General features: G+C 69.4%; 16 protein-coding genes. 6 read left to right on the top strand and 10 right to left on the bottom strand.

Annotation, left to right across the window (positions count from 1 at the left end; all coding sequences use genetic code 11):
* Nucleotides 1–19: 19 nt before the first annotated feature.
* Nucleotides 20–439, bottom strand: a complete 420-nt coding sequence (locus KAQ61_RS15570; protein WP_210929755.1) for a RidA family protein — start codon at nt 437–439, stop codon at nt 20–22.
* A gap of 133 nt (nt 440–572) precedes the next feature.
* Here KAQ61_RS15570 and KAQ61_RS15565 point away from each other — a divergent pair, with 133 nt between their 5' ends.
* The gene (locus KAQ61_RS15565) at nt 573–1,511 is read left to right on the top strand and encodes a LysR family transcriptional regulator (protein ID WP_210929754.1); all 939 of its coding nucleotides are present in this window, start codon (nt 573–575) and stop codon (nt 1,509–1,511) included.
* Between the two features lie 19 nt (nt 1,512–1,530).
* Here KAQ61_RS15565 and KAQ61_RS15560 read toward each other — a convergent pair whose 3' ends face one another.
* A complete protein-coding gene (locus KAQ61_RS15560; protein ID WP_244982913.1) occupies nt 1,531–2,622 on the bottom strand; it encodes an acyltransferase family protein in 1,092 nt (363 codons plus the stop codon).
* A gap of 186 nt (nt 2,623–2,808) precedes the next feature.
* On the opposite strand from KAQ61_RS15560, the gene KAQ61_RS15555 reads away from it, so the two are divergent.
* Nucleotides 2,809–3,237, top strand: coding sequence for a VOC family protein (locus tag KAQ61_RS15555; RefSeq protein ID WP_042417683.1), 429 nt, complete (start codon nt 2,809–2,811; stop codon nt 3,235–3,237).
* A gap of 78 nt (nt 3,238–3,315) precedes the next feature.
* Here KAQ61_RS15555 and dmeF read toward each other — a convergent pair whose 3' ends face one another.
* On the bottom strand, nt 3,316–4,389 hold the full coding sequence (dmeF, locus tag KAQ61_RS15550; RefSeq protein WP_210929753.1) for a CDF family Co(II)/Ni(II) efflux transporter DmeF: 1,074 nt from the start codon (nt 4,387–4,389) through the stop codon (nt 3,316–3,318).
* Nucleotides 4,390–4,434: 45 nt separating this feature from the next.
* Between dmeF and KAQ61_RS15545 the strand changes: the two genes are divergently transcribed.
* Nucleotides 4,435–4,710, top strand: coding sequence for a metal/formaldehyde-sensitive transcriptional repressor (locus KAQ61_RS15545; protein WP_083215376.1), 276 nt, complete (start codon nt 4,435–4,437; stop codon nt 4,708–4,710).
* A 4-nt stretch (nt 4,711–4,714) separates the two neighbouring features.
* Here KAQ61_RS15545 and KAQ61_RS15540 read toward each other — a convergent pair whose 3' ends face one another.
* Nucleotides 4,715–5,119 carry a YkvA family protein gene (locus KAQ61_RS15540; protein WP_210929752.1) on the bottom strand — a complete coding sequence of 135 codons (405 nt, stop codon included), beginning with the start codon at nt 5,117–5,119 and terminating at the stop codon, nt 4,715–4,717.
* Nucleotides 5,120–5,308: 189 nt separating this feature from the next.
* Entirely contained in the window at nt 5,309–7,957 is a 2,649-nt protein-coding gene (locus KAQ61_RS15535) for a hybrid sensor histidine kinase/response regulator (RefSeq protein ID WP_210929751.1), read from the bottom strand.
* 214 nt (nt 7,958–8,171) lie between these two features.
* Here KAQ61_RS15535 and KAQ61_RS15530 point away from each other — a divergent pair, with 214 nt between their 5' ends.
* Nucleotides 8,172–9,494, top strand: a complete 1,323-nt coding sequence (locus KAQ61_RS15530) for a dicarboxylate/amino acid:cation symporter (RefSeq protein ID WP_042417696.1) — start codon at nt 8,172–8,174, stop codon at nt 9,492–9,494.
* Between the two features lie 145 nt (nt 9,495–9,639).
* Here the strand turns inward: KAQ61_RS15530 and KAQ61_RS15525 are convergent, their stop codons facing one another.
* The 3 genes from KAQ61_RS15525 to KAQ61_RS15515 form a co-directional block, all read right to left on the bottom strand.
* Nucleotides 9,640–10,593 carry a GGDEF domain-containing protein gene (locus KAQ61_RS15525; protein ID WP_210929750.1) on the bottom strand — a complete coding sequence of 318 codons (954 nt, stop codon included), beginning with the start codon at nt 10,591–10,593 and terminating at the stop codon, nt 9,640–9,642.
* Nucleotides 10,594–10,611: 18 nt separating this feature from the next.
* Nucleotides 10,612–11,433: a hypothetical protein gene (locus tag KAQ61_RS15520; RefSeq protein WP_210929749.1), complete on the bottom strand. Its 822-nt coding sequence runs from the start codon at nt 11,431–11,433 to the stop codon at nt 10,612–10,614.
* A gap of 246 nt (nt 11,434–11,679) precedes the next feature.
* Nucleotides 11,680–12,492 carry a BUD32 family EKC/KEOPS complex subunit gene (locus KAQ61_RS15515; RefSeq protein WP_210929748.1) on the bottom strand — a complete coding sequence of 271 codons (813 nt, stop codon included), beginning with the start codon at nt 12,490–12,492 and terminating at the stop codon, nt 11,680–11,682.
* A gap of 239 nt (nt 12,493–12,731) precedes the next feature.
* Here KAQ61_RS15515 and KAQ61_RS15510 point away from each other — a divergent pair, with 239 nt between their 5' ends.
* Nucleotides 12,732–13,553, top strand: coding sequence for a YecA/YgfB family protein (locus KAQ61_RS15510; protein ID WP_210929747.1), 822 nt, complete (start codon nt 12,732–12,734; stop codon nt 13,551–13,553).
* A 195-nt stretch (nt 13,554–13,748) separates the two neighbouring features.
* A complete protein-coding gene (locus KAQ61_RS15505) occupies nt 13,749–15,227 on the top strand; it encodes a SulP family inorganic anion transporter (protein WP_210929746.1) in 1,479 nt (492 codons plus the stop codon).
* Between the two features lie 89 nt (nt 15,228–15,316).
* Here KAQ61_RS15505 and KAQ61_RS15500 read toward each other — a convergent pair whose 3' ends face one another.
* Complete coding sequence (locus KAQ61_RS15500; RefSeq protein WP_210929745.1) at nt 15,317–16,564, bottom strand: L,D-transpeptidase family protein; 1,248 nt, start codon at nt 16,562–16,564, stop codon at nt 15,317–15,319.
* Nucleotides 16,565–16,590: 26 nt separating this feature from the next.
* Complete coding sequence (locus KAQ61_RS15495) at nt 16,591–17,676, bottom strand: YybH family protein (protein ID WP_476728540.1); 1,086 nt, start codon at nt 17,674–17,676, stop codon at nt 16,591–16,593.
* Nucleotides 17,677–17,769: the final 93 nt, after the last annotated feature.

Below are 17,769 nucleotides of genomic sequence, written 5' to 3'. Positions count from 1 at the left end.
GCCCAATGCTGTCAAGCGCCTAGAGCTCTGATTTTTGAGTCTCCGGTGGCAGCTTGGCGATGACCTTGATTTCCAAGATGAAACCGGACAGCCAGGTGACGCCGACGCCGGTCAGCGCGGGGTAGGGCGCCTCGCCCCAGTAGCTGGGCAGGATGCGCCAGATGCGTTCGAGCTGCTGCGGCGGATCGACGAGGAAGACCGTGACATCGACCACATCGTCAAAGCTGCAGCCAGCGGCCTGCAGCACCGCCTGCAGGTTCTGGAAGGCGCGGTGCACCTGGGTGTCCAGGTCGGGTTCGGGCGAGCCGTCTTCGCGGCTGCCGACCTGGCCGGAGACAAACAGCCAGCCACCGCTGCGCACCGCCGGGGAGTAGCGGTGGCGCTCGTACAGGGCGTGGCGCCCGGGTGGAAAAACAGCATCGCGCAGGGGGGAGTGCATGGGGGATCCAAGGTGATAGCGTCCCGCAGGGACAATGCAGCCACTGTAAGAATCTGGAGCCCGCGGATCGAGGGCCAACCCGTGCCAACACTGTTTGTGAAATCCCAACAATCCCTTTGCCCCTGGAATGCCCATGGACCGTTTTGATGCCATGCAGGCCTTCGCCCGTGTGGTGGAGGCCGGCAGTTTCACCCAGGCCGCGCAGACGCTGCACATGGGCCGCGCCACCGTGACCCAACTGGTCCAGCAGCTCGAAGCGCGGCTGCGCGTCAAGCTCTTGCACCGCACCACGCGCAGGCTGCGCCTGACAGAGCAGGGCGCCCTCTACTACGACCGGGTGTGCCGGGTGCTTGCCGAGCTGGAGGAGGCCGAGTCCCAGCTCTCCAGTGCGGCCCACCAGCCCCGTGGCCGCCTGCGTGTGGACGTGCCCAGTCCGCTGGCGCAGCGGGTGCTGATCCCGGCGCTGCCGGACTTCTTTGCGCGCTATCCGGAGATCCAGCTGGAGTTGGGCGTCAGCGACCGCAATGTGGACCTGCTGCGTGAGCGGGTGGATTGCGTGCTGCGCGGCGGCAGCATCGACAGCCCCGGCCTGGTGGCGCGCCAGGTCGGCAGCCTGCGCCTGGGGGTGTATGCCGCCCCGGCCTACCTGCAGCGCCACGGCACCCCGGCGCACCCGCAGCAGCTGGCCGGCGACGGGCACCACATGGTCGGCCTGCTGCAGTCGCGCACCGGCAAGCCCCGGGTGGCCACGCTGCGGCGGGGCACGGAGTCGGTGGCCCTGCCCGCGCGCTACGTCTGCGCGGTGGACGACGGCAACGCCTATCTGGCGGCCGGGCTGGCCGGCTTGGGGGTGGTGTGCGTGCCTGACTACATGGCCCAGCCGCATGTGGCCTGCGGGGCCTTGCAGCCGCTGTTTGCCGACTGGCAACTGCCCGCCATGCCGCTGTCGATCGCCTATCCGCCGCAGCGCCACGTGAGTGCGGCCTTGCGGGCCTTCATCGACTGGGTGGTGGCCCTGATGGCCGTGCATGTGCCACGGCCGGAGGATGCACCGCCCGCCGCGCTGGATTGAGGCGCGGGTGTAGCGCCGCTCAGAGCGTGGCGGCCACCCAGCCGGTGGCCAGCACGCCCAGCTGCCAGTTGCGCCACAGCTGCCAGGTGGGCGTGGCCTGTTCGGTCCAGCGGAACAGCTGGGCGCCGGCCACCACCGACAGCAGCACGGCCGCCAGCATGCCCAGGGCATTGGCGGTCACGCTCTGGGGCCAGTGCAGGGTGACCAGGGCGTTCACCAGCAGGCTGGTGGGGAAGTGGATCAGGAAGATGGCGTAGGAGCGCTGGCCCATCCAGGTCAGCAGCGGCCATTGCGGCCAGCGGCCGGCGGGCAACCACAGGCCCTGCAGCACCAGCGCCAGGGCCGTGACGCCGGCGATGGCGATGCGGGTGCGCCACTCCAGCAGCAGGGCGCTGCCGGTCAGCAGCAGCATCAGTGCCACCCAGCCCCAGCGCTGCCAGGGATGGGGTGTGTGCGTGGCCCACCAGGCCATCATGCCCAGGCCGTAGGCGCCGAGGAAGTACAGCGCCCACACATCCAGGCTGCTGTCCAGGTTCCAGACCCACAGCGAGGCGGCCGTGGCCAGCACCAGGCCGGTCTGGCCCAGCGCGGGCCAGCGTGGCAGGCTGCGGCTGCACCACAGCCATATCAGGCACAGGGCATAGAGCTGGAAGTCGATGGCCACGTACCAGACGCCGGCCGACAGGGCTTCCCAGTCGCCCAGGCTTTGCACCAGCAGCAGGTGGGCCAGCACCGCATCCCAGGTCGGCGTGGCGGAGACCGAATCGTGGTCAAAGCCCCAGCTGCGCACCACCTCGTTGACCACGATGGCGCAGGCCAGGGCGGCGCTGTAGGGCAGGCACAGGCGCACGAAGCGCTTGCCCAGCACTGGGCCGATGTCGGCATGCCGGGCCTGGCCCTGGGGCGCCAGCGCGGCGGCGGCCCAATAGCCCCCCAGCACCAGGAACAGCTGCACGGCCATGCGCCCATACTCGTCCAGCCAGCCCAGCAGGCCGGGCCACAGCGGGCGCAGCACGTCGGACATGGGGCCGTAGAAAGCCAGGTGGTGGCAGACGATGACCAGGCAGGCCACGGCCTTGACGTGGTCCAGGGCGGTATTGCGGGAAGTCACGATCCAGAGGGTTTGTTAGGTGTTGTTCTCCCCCCTCAACGCGCCAGGGGGGCGAATGGCTGACACGCGCAGCCCGCGGCACCCGGTGGCAGGCGCACGGGGGGCGCTGATGGGCCGGGCAGGCTGGCTTGAGGCGTGGCGGCCCTGGCGCTACAGTGGGCCATCCCTCTGTCACCGGAGTACGGTATGCAAATCAACGAGATCCACCGGGGTCGCCTGATCGACCATGTGCAGCTGGTGGTGCGCGATCTGCCGCGCACCCAGGCCTTCTACACCGCCGTGCTGGCGGCGCTGGAGGTGCCCCTGGGCGGCACGGGGGAGGGCTACTTCTGGGCGGACGAGCTGTTTGTGACCAGTGCCGACAGCGAGGCCGCGCTGGGCCAGCTGACCGGGCGCCACCACCTGGCCTTCCAGGCCCGGGACCGGGCCATGGTCGATGCCTTCTACCAGGCCGCGCTGGCCCACGGTGGCCGCGACCACGGCGCTCCCGGGGAGCGCGCCTACCACCCGGGCTACTACGCGGCCTTTGTGCTGGACCCCGATGGCAACAACATCGAGGCCGTGTTCCACGGCGAAGCCCAGCGCAGCGCACCTTCCGTGCACATCCGCTTCTAGGCGGCGGGCCGGGTCAGCGCAGATTCGCATGAAATAGGCCGTGGGCCCAGGTGGAATCAGCGTGGGCAGCTCTGCTTTTTAGGGTGCTGCGGGGCGGGGCCGTGGCTGCGCAGGCTGCTCCGCTTCCACCGGCCTCAGTGCCGGCGGCGCCGGGTTGATCTCCACCGTGATGTGCACCAGCTCCTCGTGGATGGCGAGCTGCTGGCGGATGGCGTCGGGCGTCACGCCGTCGCGCGCCTCCAGGGCCACGATGCAGGCGTACAGGCCCTTGCCCACGCGCCAGACATGCAGGTCGGTCAGCACCACCGGCTGCGGCGCGGCCGCCAGGACGTCACGGATCTCCTGCACCACGGGCGCATCCATCTCGGCGTCCAGCAGCACCCGGCTGCTGTCGCGCAGCAGGCCCAGGGCCCAGACGGCCACCAGCACCGCACCGACCAGGCCCATGGCCGGGTCCAGCCAGGCCGCGCCCCAGAGCATGCCGCCCAGCAGGGCCAGGATGGCCAGCACCGAGGTGGCCGCGTCTGCGACCACGTGCAGGTAGGCCGCGCGCAGGTTCAGGTCTTCGGGCGCGTGGTCATCGGCGTGGCCGACGGGGTGGTGCCCGTGGTCATGACCGTGATCGTGATCGTGATCGTGATCGTGATCGTGATCGTGACCATGATGATGGTGGTGGTGGCCGCCGCGCAGCAGCCAGGCGCAGGCCAGATTCACCGCCAGGCCCAGGCCGGCCAGGGCGATGGCCTGGGCGTAATCGATGGCCAGGGGCGCGCGCAGCCGGTCCAGGGACTGCACCGCCATCCAGCCGGCGACGAACAGCAGCAGGATGGCGCTGGTGTAGCCCGCCAGCACTTCCAGCTTCCAGGTGCCGAAGGCGAAACGGCGGTCGCCCGCCAGGCGCCGCGCCGCCACATAGGCCCCCACCGACAGGCCCAGCGCCAGGGCGTGCGAACTCATGTGCCAGCCGTCGGCCAGCAGCGCCATGGAGTGGAAGTAGTAGCCGCCGCCGATCTCCAGCACCATCATGGTCAGGGTCAGCCAGACCGCCAGCGTGGTGTTCTTTTCCGCCAAGGGGTTGCCCGTGTCGAAGCGGTGGCTGTGGGACCGGGGGCTGGGTGACAAGGGATTCAGGGTTATGGAATCGGTGTGCATTTTTATACTGTACCCCAGTATATTATCACCCCTAGAATAGGGGCCATGTCACACACCCTGCAGAACCGAAAACCCTTGCTGGCCCGCATCCGGCGCATCAAAGGCCAGACCGAGGCGCTGGAGCGCGCGCTGGAGAACGCCGAGGACTGTGCGGTCATCCTGCAGCAGCTGGCGGCGGTCCGTGGGGCCGTCAACGGCCTGATGCTGGAGGTGCTGGAGGGCCATGTGCGCGAACACCTGGGCGCGCCGGACGTGCCCGAGGCCCAGCGCGCCCAGGACCTGGACCTGGTGGTGAAGGTGCTGCGCTCGTACGTGAAGTGAGAGCCTAGGCGCCGCCGCCAGTGCGTGCGCGCCACCACAGCCAGGCCGCCACGGCAGCGGCCAGCCACAGCAGCACGATGGCCACGGCACCGGCGGTGCTGCGGGGCTGGCGGCCCGTGGTGTGCATCCAGGCCTCGGCCTGGGCGCGGCAGGCCACCAGCACGGGCGGCGGCAGCAGCCGCAGGGTCAGCCAGATCAGCCCCGGCAGCAGCAGGACGTCGTCGACAAAGCCCAGCACCGGGATGAAGTCCGGGATCAGGTCGATCGGACTCAGGGCATAGGCGACGACCAGCACGCCCAGGGCCTTGGCATGCCAGGGCGTGTCCGGGTGCCGGCCGGCGAACCACAGGGTCACGCCGTCGCGCTTGAGGCGCCGGGCCCAGGTTTTGAGGGTGTCGAGCAACTGCATCTGCAAGGTGGGAAAAGGCCGGGGGCCGGTATGCCGCGGATTGTAGGGACAGTCCTGCGGTCCGCGCGCCTGTCCGTCGCACGGACCCTGTTGCGTTTGCATGCAAAAAACAGAGCTGCCGGCGCAGGCTGCATCAGCACTGGAGGCCTGAAAGCAGGGGCATCACCTGCGGCGCCGTGGCGCCGGGCCTCAGCCTTCGCGGATGCGCAGCAGCATCTGGCTCATCAGGGCGCGCAGGGCCGGGGGGCGCACCGGCTTGGCCAGAAAGCCCCAGCCCTTTTCCGCGGCTTGGCGGCGCAGCGAGGCATCGCGCTCGGCCGTGACCAGGATCACCGGTGGGGTCTGGCCCCAGCGTTCGCACAGCTGGGCATAGACCTCGGGGCCGTACAGGTCGCCGCCCAGGTGCACGTCCAGCAGCAGCAACTGGGGCACGCTGTCGGGGCTGGCCAGGGCCAGCGCTTCGTGCGGGCCGCCGGCGAACGGCACATGGCAGCCCCAGCGCTCCAGCAGGGCGCCGGTGGCGCTGCAGGTGCCGGGGTCGTCGTCCACGTACCAGGCGACGCCGCCCTGCAGCGGTGCATCGTCGGTGTGGACGGTGACCTGGGGGCGGGCCGTGGGCTGCAGTGCGGCGCGGTCGCCCAGCGGCACCTTGACCCAGAACACGCTGCCCTGGCCGACCTCGGAGCGCAGGCCGATCTCGTGGCCCAGCAGCCGGCCCAGGCGCTCCACGATGGCCAGTCCCAGACCGGTGCCGCGGTCGTCGGCGTGGCCTTCGTCCAGGCGGCGGAACTCCTCGAAGATCTCCTTTTGCAGGCTCTGCGGGATGCCCGGGCCCTGGTCGTGCACCTCGATGCGCAGGAACTGGCCCTCGCGGCGGCAGCCCACCAGGATGCGGCCGCGGCGCGAGTAGCGGATGGCGTTGGAGACGAAGTTCTGCACGATGCGGCGCAGCAGGGCCTCGTCGCTGCGCACCACGTAGTGGCCGGCCCGCGTGCGCAGCTGCAGGCCTTCGCTTTGCGCCAGCATGGCGAAGTTGTTGTGCACCACGTGCAGCAAGGCATCCAGCGTGAAGTCGCGCACGTGCACCTCCAGCTGCCCCGATTCCATGCGGGCGATGTCCAGCAGGCTGGTCAGGATGGCGTCCTGCGAGGCCAGGGCCGCCTCGATGCTGTCGACCACGTGGCGCCCGGCCTCGTCGCGCACATGGGCCGGCAGCAGGCTGGTGAACATGCGTGCGGCGTTCAGCGGCTGCAGCAGGTCGTGCACGGCGGCGTTGACGAAGCGGGTCTTGTAGCGGTTGGCCTCTTCGGCCTCGCGCTTGGCGGCGGCCAGGTCGCGGGTGCGCTCCACGATGCGCTGCTCCAGCGCATCGGCCAGCGACCGCAGCTCGCGCGCGGCGTTCTTGTAGCTGGTGATGTCGGCGTAGCTGGTGACGAAGCCGCCGTCTGGCAGCGGGTTGCCGCGGATCTCCAGCACCGTGCCGTCGTCCTTGGCGCTTTCATGGAGGTGGGGCTTGCCGCTGCGCAGGTGCTGCAGGCGGCGCTGGATGGCCTCTTCCATCGGCGCCGGGCCCAGCAGGCCGCGGCGGGCGTTGTAGCGCAGCAGGTCCTCGATCGGGCGGCCCACCTGCAGCAGCTCGGACGGGTAGCGGAACAGTTGCAGGTAGCGCGAATTCCAGGCCACCAGGTTCAGTTCGGCGTCGATGATGACCACGCCCTGGGGCAGGTGCTCCAGGCTGCGCGACAGGCCGGTGTCGGCCTGCTTGGCGGCCTGGACGATGCCGTCCTGGGCGGTGCGCAGCTCCTGCGCATGCTGGCGCAGCACGGTCTCCAGCTCCTGGCGGCTGCGCTGGCGCACGCGGGCCAGGCGCTGGCGCTGGCGCACGAACAGCACCAGCAGCCCACTGGCCAGCCACAGCCCCCCCGCCGCGGCGGCCGCCCAGATGCTGGTCTGCAGGCTGGTGCGGATGTCGTGCAGCAGGTGCATCTTCCAGCCGCTGTGCGGCAGCTCCAGCGTCTGCAGCAGCATGCGGCCCGGCAGGTCGCTGTCGCGCAGGCGCACCAGCCGGCCGCCGTTGTCCAGCTGCTTGCGCACGTCGAAGTGCAGTGGCGTCAGGGTCTGGCCCTCGTACTGGCGCGTGGCGGCCAGCATGGCCAGGTCCTCGGACGAAAGCGGCTGCAGCAGCCGGTAGCGCCAGGCTTCGCGGCTGGTCAGGAAGATCACGCCGTGCTCATCGGCCACCACCACCACGTCGGTGGTGCGCAGCCACTGGCGCTCCAGCTCATGCAGGGCGATCTTGATGGCCACCAGGCCGATCACCTGGCCGGCCTCGTCGTAGATGGCCTGCGACAGAAAGTAGCCCGGCTCGCCGGTGGTGGTGCCGATGCCGTAGAAGCGCCCGCTGCCCGTGGTCAGGGCCTGCTGCACGTAGGGGCGGAAGTTGTAGTCCTCGCCCACGTTGTTGCGCGGCGAGCGCCAGTTGCTGGCGGCCACGGCAATGCCATGGCGGTCGATCAGGGTCAGGGTGGAGGCCTGGCTGGCGCCGTTGGCCCGCTCCAGCTTGCGGTTCAGGTAGTTCACATCGCCCGCCGACAGCGGGTGCTGCAGCGCGGCGCGCAGCTCGTTGTCCAGGGACAGCACCTCGGGCAGGGTGCGGTAGCGGTCCACGCGCTGGGTCAGCCCCTGGGCGCGCACCGCGAGCTGGCGCAGGTAGTTCTCACTCTCGGCCAGCAGGGTCCGCTCCCAGGTCAGCCAGCCCGCGGTCAGCATGCTCAGCAGCATGCCCAGCAGCAAGGTGGCGACGGTCCAGACGGTGCGGCGGCGAAGGGGGAACAACATGGCCTCCAGTGTGCCCGTTCGGGCGTCTGGGCGTGCGTGGCGGGTGCTGGGCAAGGGGTGAAATCGTTCGTATTTCTACGTAGAAAAGCGGCTTTCTTGCAGCAAAAAGGGGGCCTCTAATACCAATAGGTTATCGGCGTGGGCGCGGCGCAGCAGTACAACCCCGGCAGTTGCACCCCCGGGTGCGTTTTTTTGGACTTCCGGAACACCTCGCATGCATGCCGTCCCCGCTGAAGCAATGAACACCCTGAAGCTGCCGTTCTACCGCCAGCTGTATTTCCAAGTGGTTGCCGCCATCATCATCGGCGTGCTGCTGGGCTATTTCGAGCCCGCCTATGGCGAGGCCATGAAGCCGCTGGGCGATGCCTTCATCAAGCTGATCAAGATGATCATCGCGCCGGTGATCTTCCTGACCATCGTCACCGGCATCGCCGGCATGACCCAGCTGTCCACCGTGGGCCGCGTGTTCGGCAAGGCCATGGCGTACTTCCTCACCTTCTCCACGCTGGCGCTGGTGGTGGGCCTGGTGGTGGCCAACGTGTTCCAGCCCGGTGCGGGCATGAACATCAACCCCGCCGACCTGGACCAGAAGGCCGTGCAGGGCTTCGTGGCCAAGTCGCACGACATGACGCTGGTCGGCTTCGTGATGGACATCATCCCCAAGACCCTGATCAGCCCGTTCGTGGGTGACAACATCCTGCAGGTGCTGCTGGTGGCCGTGCTGTTCGGCGTGTCGCTGGCCATGGTGGGCGATGCCGGCAAGCCCGTGCTGAACTTCTTCGAAGCCCTGACCAAACCCGTGTTCAAGCTGGTGAACATCGTGATGAAGGCCGCTCCCATCGGTGCCTTCGGTGCCATGGCCTTCACCATCGGCAAGTTCGGTCTGGGTTCGCTGCTGAACCTGGCCGAGCTGGTGCTGACCTTCTACATCACCTCGGCCATCTTCGTGCTGGTGGTCCTGGGTGCCGTGGCGCGTGCCTGCGGCTTCTCGGTGATCAAGCTGATCCGCTACCTGAAGGAAGAGCTGCTGCTGGTGCTGGGCACTTCGTCGTCCGAATCGGCCCTGCCTTCGCTGATGGAAAAGATGGAAAAGGCCGGCTGCAAGAAGTCCGTGGTCGGCCTGGTGGTGCCCACCGGCTACTCGTTCAACCTGGACGGCACCAACATCTACATGACGCTGGCGGCGCTGTTCATCGCCCAGGCCACCAACACCGAGCTGACGCTGGGCCACCAGATCGCGCTGCTGCTGGTCGCCATGCTGTCGTCCAAGGGCGCGGCCGGCGTGACCGGCGCGGGCTTCATCACCCTGGCCGCCACCCTGGCCGTGGTGCCCGAAGTGCCCGTGGCCGGCATGGCTCTGATCCTGGGCGTGGACCGCTTCATGTCCGAGTGCCGTTCGCTGACCAACTTCATCGGCAACGCCGTGGCCACCGTGGTCGTGTCGCGCTGGGAAAAGGGCGTGGACATGGAACGGCTGCATGCCGCGCTGGATGGCAAGCCCCTGCCAGCGCTGGACGCCGTGCCCGCCAAGGCCTGAGGCCGAGCGCGCAGCCCGACCCCGAAGCCCCGCTCAGCGGGGCTTTTTTCATGCCCGCCAGGCGCGGGGTGATGCTGCAACCAATCGGCCGCTGGACCAGGTGCAATGGGCGCAGGTTGCTATTTTTTTGCGATGGCTGCCCAGTCTACAGCACCACCGCCTGCGCGACCACGCGGTTGCGCCCGGCGTTCTTGGCCGCGTACAGCAGCCGGTCCACCGCGTGCACGAAGCTGGCGCAGTCCTGGTCGGGCTGCGGCACCAGGCTGCCGGCGCCGATGCTGACCGTGACCTGCTGGCCGAAGGGCGAGCGGGCATGGGGAATGGCCTGCTCCTGCAGCAGGCGGCGAAAGCGCTCGGCCACCTGCCGGGCGATGTCCAGGCCCACCTTGGGCAGCAGCACCACGAATTCCTCGCCGCCATAGCGCGCCACCAGGTCGTTGCACTTGTCGCAGACCTGGGCCAGCGCCTGCGCCACCTGGACCAGGGCCTGGTCGCCGGTCTGGTGGCCGTAGCAGTCGTTGAGCTGTTTGAAGAAGTCGATGTCCAGAACCAGCAGCGACAGCGGTGTCTGCGCGGTCTGGGCCTGGGCCCAGGCCTGCTCCAGCGCCTCGTCGAAACGGCGGCGGTTGGCCACGCGGGTCAGGCTGTCCTGGTAGGACAGGGCCTGCAGTTCGCGCTGCAGCGCCAGCAGCCTTTGCTCGGTCTGCTTGCGTTCGTGGATGTCGAAAATGAAGCCGACCAAGGCCTCGGTGCCGCCCTGTGCATTGCGCAGCACGTGCACCGTCTCGCGCACCCAGACGTAGCGCTGGTCGGCCGTCAGCGCGCGGTAGTCGGCCTCGTGGTCGACGCCGGCCTGCGACAGCTCCACACAGCGGTGGACCACCTGGTCGCGTTCATCGGGGTGGATGCGGTCGATCCAGTCCTGTACCGTGCCCCAGTCGTCGGTGCGCCAGCCCAGCAAGGCCTCGATCTGGGGGCCGACATAGACGTAGCGCTGGCTGGCCCAGTCGATCTTCCAGGGGATGGCCTGGGTGGACTCCAGCAGCGTGCGGTAGATATCGTCCTGGTCGATGGGCTGGGGTGGGGGCAGCTGGGGCATGGGGCGCGACCTCCGGGCTCAGGCGCTGTGCTGCGGCGCCTGCGCGGGTGGGCGGCTGTGCAACGTGGGCAGCGGGTTCCAGTACCAGCGGAAGGAGTCGTCCTTCTCGCGCAGCAGGGTCTGGGTGTGCACGCGGTCCTGGAACAGGTCGCCCCAGCAGGCGCGTGCCGAGTTCCGGTTGTTGTGCAGGTCCACGCAGGGGGCCGTGGCGTTGTCGGGCTGCGCTGGCAGGAACACGCTCCAGCCCTGCGGGATCCACAGGTCGGCCATGCAGATGCGGCCTTCGGCGGGCCAGTAGCGCGCCACGCTCAGCACCAGCGGCTTGACCGGGTCGCAGGAGATGAAGAGGTGCGGAAAGTCGTGGTGTTCCAGGTCGGTGCAGATGGTGGTGCACAGGCGGTTCTGCGTGCCCTGGTAGGGCGACCAGTGGCCGGCAAACACGCCGTACTCGAAGTGCATGTGCTGCAGCTCGGGGAAGCGGCTGTCGATGCGCAGCCCCTGGCCGGGCTGGATGACGGTGATGCCGAAGGCGGCGGCATGCTCCGCAGTGGCCCACAGCGGCTCGAACACCACCTCCTCGGCGGCCAGGTCCAGCTCGTACTCCACGCCAAAGCCGGGCGACAGCTTGGTGTTGCGCAGGCCGCGCACGCGGTAGGGGCGGCCGGCCTGGGCCTGCGGGTCGCAGGGCGCGGGCTGGAGCAGCGTGGCCTCGGGGGGCAACTGGTCCAGGTAGCAGGGCTGGCCCCCGGCGTTGTAGAAGAACGGGGTGCGCTCCAGGCTCACGGTGCGCGATTGCAGCTCGCGGATCAGCAGCGGAGGGTCGAAGTGGTCTTGCGTCATGGGTCCCAGCAGGGCGGCAAAGCGCTCGATCCTAGGGACTGGCGGCGACGGTCGCTATCGCGGCAGGGGGCACGATCCACGGTCAAATGGCATGAAATAGCTTGTGGCTATTGCATATAGTGCTATGTTATTTATTCTACCGGCGGTCGTGCAACCGCTCGCCGGCAGGGTGCGGCAGCGCCTGGTGCGTGGGCGCGCACTCTCGGGCCAGGCGGCATGGGGTGGTCTGTGGCGGGGTCAGGGGCGTCAGCGGTCGGCGCGCACCAGTTCGAACGCGCTGCGCAGGCGCTGTGCGTCGCGGCCCAACCGGCGGCTGTCGGGCAGGCGGCCGGCCCAGGCCATGCGCGCGATGGAGGCGTGCAGCAACTCGCGCGCGTCGGGCGACAGGGTGCTGACCCAGGCCTTCCACTGCGCGCGTGCCGGCTCCAGCGCCCCGGCCTGCGCCAGGATCCAGGCCGTGGAGTGGGCATAGCACAGGGCGTCGCGGACCTGGCACACGGCCAGGGGCAGGTGGGCGGCGGGGTCGTCCTCGAAGTCGATGTAGCCGATCACGCCATCGGGGCAGCGCACCAGGTTGCGCGCAAAGGCCTGGCTCAGGCAGGTGCCGGCCTTGTGTACCTTGGCAATCGCCTGCAGACCCTGCTTCCACAGCGCCAGCACGGCGTGGGCGCCGCGGGGCATGGCTTCTTCCATCGCATTGCCCAGGTTGGGCGTTTCCTGGCCGGGGGCGCCCAGGTGGCGCATGACAAAGCCGTCGGCGCAGTGCGCCAGCACGGTGGGCACGCGCAGGCCGCGGCGCTGCAGGTCCTGCAGGCGCGCCACCTCGATGGCCATGGCCGCGCGCCCGCCGGGGTTGGGCACGGGGCTGAGCACGGGCATGCGCAAGGCCTTGGCGGCCGCGCCCAGCACCCGCAGGCGCCAGCCCGGCACGGTGGCGCCGGCCCGCTTGACCCACAGGCTCTCCCCGTCCACGTCGTAGCGCATGACGCTGTGCGGCTGGCTCTGCACATGGGCGTGGAGGAAGGCGTCGTAGTCGGGGGCGGTCGCGGAAGCAGGCACAGGCAGTCGGTCCAGAAAAACAGGGGCCTCCGGGCAGGCCGGCGGTCGGTGCGGCGATTGTGCCTTGTTCGCCAGGGGCTGCGCGCGGGTCGACAACGCCAGGGTGCGCGACGCGGACTTGGCCTGCGGGCTACACTGCGCGGCAACGGCGCTGCATGCCTGCGCATGCCGCCACCTTCCGGCCCCCGCGACGGCCCTGCCATCGCCCCGGCCCCTCCCCCGCACACCGACACCGTCCCATGACCGATACCCCTGACACCCTGGAACCCCAATCCGCCCTGAGCACCGAGATGCTGGAGGAGCTGGACGCGATGCTGGAAGCCATGCGCGAGCGCGCCGAGGAAATCCCCCAGTGGGAGTTCTGCGACGGCTTCCTGGCGGCCATCGTCTGCACCCGCCGCGAGATCCCCGCGAACGAATGGCTGCCCATGCTGCTGGGTGACGGCGAGGCGCTGAGCGTGGCCGAAGGCCAGCCCCTGCCCCAGCTGGAAGCCTTTCTGGACGCGGCCCAGCAGGCCCGTTTCCTGGAGCTGGCCGCGCTGCGCATGGCCGAGCTGCGCACCCAGCTGGACACCGAGATCAAGTCCCTGCAGGACGAGGCCGCCTTCCAGCCCGAAGTCATGGACACCCGGGGTGCCGTGCTGATGCTGCCCGAGGCCGAGCGGGCCGAGCTGGCCGATGAGGAGATCCCGTCCTTCGCCCAGGTCTGGGCCCTGGGCTTCATGTTCGTGGTGGAAAACTGGGCCGAGGAATGGGCCGCCCCCCGCGACAAGGAAGCCGCGCAGATGCTGGATGCGGCCATGGAATTCGTGGTCGACCTGACCGAGGACGACGACGGCGAGCCCGCGCTGAACCTGTACGCCGAGGAAGGCCCCGCCTCCACCAGCCAGGAGCGCCTGGACGCGTTCGGCGAAGCCATCTGGGCCGTGTACGACCTGCGCCAGCTGTGGCGCAGCATCGGCCCCCGCGTGGAGGCCGTGGTCAAGGGCGACCAACCCGGCCGCAACGATGCCTGCAGCTGCGGCAGCGGCAAGAAGTTCAAGAAGTGCTGCGGCGCCTGATCGCCTGAATGCCGGAACGCCGGGGCGGAATCCGTCCCGGCACGCTTCTTGAAAAGGAGCTGCTGGCGCTGGTATGCAAAGGGTTTCAGATGGTTTTATCTCTGAAACTTAGCCATATCCAGCGCTGGCAGCTCCTTTTTTGTGGGTGACCGCCAGGTCCCACCCCGCCCTCCGCCCCGCTCGTTGCACCTGTCCATGTCCTTGCCCCTGCTTGCCCGCCTGCGTGCGGAATGGGCGCCCAGCATTCCGCGCGAACTGCTGGCCGGCGCCGTCGCCACCTTCGCCCTGATTCCGGAGGTGATCGCCTTCTCCTTCGTCGCCGGGGTCGATCCGTCCGTGGGGCTGTTTGCCTCGTTTGTCATCAGCATCGTCATCGCCGTCTTCGGCGGGCGCCCGGCCATGGTGTCGGCGGCGGCGGGCTCGGTGGCCCTGGTGGCGGCGCCGTTGGTGGCGGCGCACGGTCTACCCTACCTGTTTGCCGCTGGCCTGCTGGCCGGGGCCCTGCAGATCGTCTTTGGCCTGTGCAAGCTGGGCGTGCTGATGCGCTTTGTCTCCAGCTCGGTGCGCACCGGCTTTGTGAATGCGCTGGCCATCCTGATCTTTGCCGCCCAGCTGCCGCACCTGCACGGGGCGAATGCGCCCACCTGGGCCCTGCTGGCGCTGGGCCTGCTGTTGATCTACGGCCTGCCGTGGCTGGGCCAGCGCCTGGGGCTGACGCTGTTCGGCCTGATCCCCTCGCCGCTGATCTGCGTGGTGGTGCTGACCGTGCTGGCGGCGCTGCTGGGCCTGCCCGTGGCCACGGTGGCCGACCTGGGCCGGCTGCCCGAGGCGCTGCCGCAGTTCGGCCTGCCCGCGGTGCCTGCCAGCCTGGAGACGCTGCGCATCATCTTGCTGCCGGCGCTGGCCATCGCCATGGTCGGCCTGCTGGAGTCGGTGCTGACCGCCGCCGTGGTCGACGAGATGACCAACACCCCCAGCGACAAGAACCGCGAATGCACGGGCCTGGGCCTGGCCAACATGGCCTCCAGCGTCTTTGGCGGCATTGCCGGCTGCGGCATGATCGGCCAGGCCGTGGGCAATGTGAAATACGGCGGGCGCGGGCGCCTGTCCACGCTGTTTGCCGGGGTGTTCCTGCTGGTGCTGATGGTGGCGCTCAAGGACTGGGTGTCGCAGGTGCCGGTGGTGGCCCTGGTGGCCATCATGGTCATGGTCTCAGCCTCCACCTTCGACTGGAAGTCGCTGGGCAACCTGGTGCGCCACCCGCGCCTGTCCAGCGGCGTGATGCTGGCCACGGTGGTCATCACCATCGCCACGCACAACCTGGCGGCGGGCGTGATCACCGGGGTGTTGCTGTCGGGCGTGTTCTTCACCTTCAAGGTGGCGCACATGCTGCAGGTGCGCCATGCCGATGATCCGGCCACCGGGGCGCGCACCTGGTGGGTCAGCGGGCAGGTGTTCTTTGCCTCGGCCGATGCGCTGGTGGAAAGCTTCGACGTGCGTGCCGTCGCCGGGCTGCCGGTGCGCATCGACGTCAGCGGCGCGCACTTCTGGGACATCACCGCCGTCGGCGCCCTGGACAAGGTGGTGCAGCGCCTGCAGCAGCATGGCTGCACGGTGGAACTGGTGGGCCTGGACGCCCAGAGCCAGCGCCTGGTGCAGCGCATGAGAACCTGAGCAGCCCTTGGCCCTGGGCCGGACACCAAAAAGCCCGCTGGCGCGATGCGAGCGGGCTTTTTTGCGGGGTGTCGCGCGGCGCGTAGTTCTCAGCTCAGCACGTCTTCCGAGAAGATCTGCCAGCGCCCGTCCTGCTTGCGCCAGTACTGGCGCACGGTGGGGCTGTTGCCGCCCTTGGTCGCCACATGCAGGTTGACGATGCGGATCTCGCCAGCCGCCTCGCGCCAGTTGTAGACCGACATGTCATCGATCGCCAGGCTGGCCAGCGGGCCGTACGAGGACAGGCGGCTGCGGCGCTTGCTCAGCGGCTCGGCACCGGCCAGCTCGGCGCTGTACAGCGCCGACAGGCGCTGCGTGTCGCCCTGGCGCCAGGCCGTCTGCCACTGCTCCAGGCCCTGCATGAAGCTGTCCTGCTTGTGCTGCTGGGTGGTCCACTGCGGGGTGACCCAGTCCAGCTTTTCCGCGATCAGCACCGGCGTGCGGCGGTCGATGGACTCCATCAGGAAGCTGATGTCCGGGTTGGACAGCACCACGCAGCCATCGCTGGCCTGGGGCACGCGCGCGAACTGGTCGGAGGGCACGCCGTGCAGCCAGATGCCGCTGCCGGTGCGGCCCTGCAGGCGGTCCCAGTCGTTGGGGTAGTTGACCGTCAGCGCGCCCTTGCCATACAGCTCGGGCAGCTTCTCGCCAGGGATCTGGCGGCCGACGAAGTACACGCCCAGCGGTGTGCGCTGGTCGCCTTCGGCGCGCTTGTGCACGCCGTTGCGGCCCACGGTGACGTAGAAGTTGGAGATCAGCTCCATGCCCTGCGGGCCGTTGGCGAACACGTACAGCCGCGAGCGGCTGGCATCCACGGCGATCGCATGCCGCACCGAGGGGCTCAGGTGCAGGAAGTTGCTGGGGATCATGCCCGGTGGCGGCAGGTCGACCGCGGCCTGGCGGCGGCGCTGCAGCTCGCTTTGCAGGCCCTGGAAGAACTCGGGCGGGGCAATGCTCTGGTCGGCCACGCTGCGGTTGCTGGTGCTGGGCGTGGTCTGTGTCTGGGCCAACTGGGCGCCCATGGGGCCGCTGCCGGTGCGCATGCGCAGCAGGTCGGCGTAGAGCAACTGGGCGGCGCGGAAGTTAGGCACCTCCTCGGTCAGCTCGGCCACGGCGCGCAGGGCGGCGTTGATTTCGCGGCGCTCGATCTGCGCCAGGATGGCGACCAGGCGCTGTTCGGCACGCGCCAGCTCCTGGGCCTGCGAGGAGGCCCAGACGGTGGAGGTCCAGCCCAGGCTGCCCGCCAGCGCGGCGCCGGCCAGGCAGGTGGCCAGCCAGCGCGGGCGGAGGGGGGACAAGGGGCTACGGATCGGATCGCGGGACATTAGCGGCCTGTTTCTTCTCGGACGATGCGCCACTGGTTGCCCTCGCGCTGCATGCGCAGGGTCTTGCGGGTGGTGGCCTTGTAGCTGCCGGAGGCGTAGTACTGCTGGAAGCTGGCGGCCGCCTTGTCGCCGTCCAGCGTGACCTTCAGGTTGCGCACCGCCACGGTGATGGCGTCGCGGCCCACGATGCGGTCCTTGCGCTCCTGCTTCCAGGCCGCCAGGGTGCCGCCCTGGGGATCGAAGCGGGGGCTGTAGGCCGCGTAGTAGGCGTTGATGTTCTGCTGCTCCCAGGCCTTGGCCCAGGCCAGCACGGCCTTTTCCACCGCGTCGACGGCCTGCTGGTGGGCCGAGGGGCCTTCCTTGGCCTTCTCGGTCTTGTCGGCCTTCTCGACCACGGCGGCGGCCGGGGCGGCTGGTGCAGGTGGGGTGGCCGCGGGCGCCGGGGCGGGTGCTGGCGCAGCAGCCGGTGTCACCACCGGTGCGGGGGCCGCAGCTTGCGCAGGGGCTGCCGGTGCCGGTGTGGGGGCGGGTGCTGCGGGAGCCTTGGGCTCGACCGCGGCGGGGCGGGGCGCCGCAGCCGGTGCGGCCGCGACCACGGCGGCGCCGGTGCCGGAGGTCGGGAAGATCTGCTTGATCAGCGACAGCTTGGGCGGCGCGGGCTTGCGGTTGTTGTCCAGCTGCAAGGCCTTGGCATAGGCGTCGCCGGCCATGCGGGCGTACAGGTCGCCCAGGTTCTCATGGGCGGTGGCGTAGCTGGGGTTGGTGCGGATGGCCTGTTCCAGCACCTGGGCGGCCTTGCGGTCCTCGCCCTTGGCGGCGTGCAGCACGGCCAGGTTGTTGTAGGGCTCGGGCAACTGGGGGTGGTCGCGTGTCAGGGCCGTGAAGACCTGGATGGCCTGGTCGTACTTCTGCTGTTCGGCCGCGATCACGCCCTGCAGAAAGCGCAGCTGCACATCCTGGGGGCTTTGCTTGAGCAGGGTCTGCACGCGCTGCGCGGCATCGTTGATCTTGCCTTGGTCAACCAGCTGTTGCACCTCGGCGGCGGGCGCAGCGGCCGCCTGGGCCAGCGGTGTGGCTGCGGCCATAACACACATCAAACTGGCGGCTGTTACAGGTCGTATCCACCGTCCTGGCTGGAGCATGGGGGCAGCGCGAAGCCAGGAAAGCACGGGCGGAAG

The organism is Comamonas aquatica, assembly GCF_018064205.1.
GTDB classification, from domain to species: domain Bacteria; phylum Pseudomonadota; class Gammaproteobacteria; order Burkholderiales; family Burkholderiaceae_C; genus Comamonas; species Comamonas aquatica.
Note: the sequence above shows the minus strand (reverse complement) of the source record. Positions and strands in the feature narration are given on the sequence as shown.

What these genes read in the sequence shown, in the direction of transcription:
- KAQ61_RS15510 (WP_210929747.1), top strand. Translation starts at nt 12,732, where the DNA reads ATGACCGATACCCCTGACACCCTGGAACCCCAATCCGCCCTGAGCACC.
- KAQ61_RS15520 (WP_210929749.1), bottom strand. Translation starts at nt 11,433, where the DNA reads ATGACGCAAGACCACTTCGACCCTCCGCTGCTGATCCGCGAGCTGCAA.
- KAQ61_RS15570 (WP_210929755.1), bottom strand. Translation starts at nt 439, where the DNA reads ATGCACTCCCCCCTGCGCGATGCTGTTTTTCCACCCGGGCGCCACGCC.
- KAQ61_RS15525 (WP_210929750.1), bottom strand. Translation starts at nt 10,593, where the DNA reads ATGCCCCAGCTGCCCCCACCCCAGCCCATCGACCAGGACGATATCTAC.
- KAQ61_RS15530 (WP_042417696.1), top strand. Translation starts at nt 8,172, where the DNA reads ATGCATGCCGTCCCCGCTGAAGCAATGAACACCCTGAAGCTGCCGTTC.
- KAQ61_RS15505 (WP_210929746.1), top strand. Translation starts at nt 13,749, where the DNA reads ATGTCCTTGCCCCTGCTTGCCCGCCTGCGTGCGGAATGGGCGCCCAGC.
- KAQ61_RS15545 (WP_083215376.1), top strand. Translation starts at nt 4,435, where the DNA reads ATGTCACACACCCTGCAGAACCGAAAACCCTTGCTGGCCCGCATCCGG.
- dmeF (WP_210929753.1), bottom strand. Translation starts at nt 4,389, where the DNA reads ATGCACACCGATTCCATAACCCTGAATCCCTTGTCACCCAGCCCCCGG.
- KAQ61_RS15495 (WP_476728540.1), bottom strand. Translation starts at nt 17,676, where the DNA reads ATGGCCGCAGCCACACCGCTGGCCCAGGCGGCCGCTGCGCCCGCCGCC.
- KAQ61_RS15540 (WP_210929752.1), bottom strand. Translation starts at nt 5,119, where the DNA reads ATGCAGTTGCTCGACACCCTCAAAACCTGGGCCCGGCGCCTCAAGCGC.
- KAQ61_RS15555 (WP_042417683.1), top strand. Translation starts at nt 2,809, where the DNA reads ATGCAAATCAACGAGATCCACCGGGGTCGCCTGATCGACCATGTGCAG.
- KAQ61_RS15535 (WP_210929751.1), bottom strand. Translation starts at nt 7,957, where the DNA reads ATGTTGTTCCCCCTTCGCCGCCGCACCGTCTGGACCGTCGCCACCTTG.
- KAQ61_RS15565 (WP_210929754.1), top strand. Translation starts at nt 573, where the DNA reads ATGGACCGTTTTGATGCCATGCAGGCCTTCGCCCGTGTGGTGGAGGCC.